General features: G+C 25.4%; 1 protein-coding gene. It reads right to left on the bottom strand.

All coding sequences use genetic code 11. The annotated features are described in order from the left end of the window. Positions 1 to 12: 12 nt before the first annotated feature. Entirely contained in the window at positions 13 to 984 is a 972-nt protein-coding gene (locus HGB55_RS15140) for a Fic family protein (RefSeq protein ID WP_168817920.1), read from the bottom strand. Positions 985 to 1,072: the final 88 nt, after the last annotated feature.

Raw genomic sequence — 1,072 nt, 5'->3', positions numbered from 1 at the left:
AAGCAATTTTGGTTATACATTGTTGTGCCCAGTTATTAATTTGTACTTAGTTTTATTCTTTTCCCCGATTTTTTTAAATAAATTTAATTCTGCCCCTTTTTTTAAATCTCTACTTGCAGTTGCAGAAGAAATATCTTTAAAAACATTCATATAATCTTTTCTGGAGAACTCTAATTTGTTTAAAGAACAAAAATATTCAAGTCTGTCTTTTTCATTTAGAGTACGATTATTAAAGTTGAATAATTCACTTATTGAGATGTTAATTACATTCAACATATATTCAATAAATTTTGTTGACTTTCCGGATTTGTCACTTTCAGATAAAGCATTGTAATATTTTTCTTGATTTTTACTAATTAAAGTTTCAAAAGGTAAATATTCAAATATTGGATATTTTTCCATTAAAATAAGTGTTTGCCATAATCTACCCATTCTACCATTTCCATCTAAAAAGGGATGAATAAATTCCATTTCGTAGTGAAAAACACAACTTTTAATCAATTCTAATTCATTTGGATTTTTCAAATACTCAAAAAGGTCTTTCATTAAGTACGGAACATTTTCATAAGGAGGAGCTAAATGTTCGACTTTAGTTCCTTTTACAATTCCAACACCTTGATTTCTGTATTTTCCAGCATTTTCAATTAAATTATTCATTAATTTTTGATGTGCTTTTAAGAAGGATTTTTCATTAAAAGGATTGTATTTATCTAAATTCTCATAAATATCAATTGCATTTAAAACCTCAATAATGTCTTTTTTTGGTCCAAAGATTCGTTTGTTTTCTAAAAGAGCAGTAATTTGTTCTTCACTCAAAGTATTTCCCTCAATTTTTAAAGAAGAATGAATAGTTTTAATTCTATTCTGTTTTCTCAATAGAGTAGAAGGCTTATTCAATAAATTAGCATTCAATTCTCCTATTTTTTCTGAAATAGAAGTTAATAATTTCAATATTTCAGGAGTTATTTCGTAAGGTGGTTTCATTTTGATACTATCATTTGATACTATCAAAAATAATATCATTTAATGTAAATATCTAATTTTTTACGATTTTTTTTAATTGGGTACAACG

This window comes from Lutibacter sp. B1, assembly GCF_012524075.1.
Lineage (GTDB): Bacteria > Bacteroidota > Bacteroidia > Flavobacteriales > Flavobacteriaceae > Lutibacter.
This window is presented reverse-complemented; position numbering and strand designations above follow the sequence as displayed.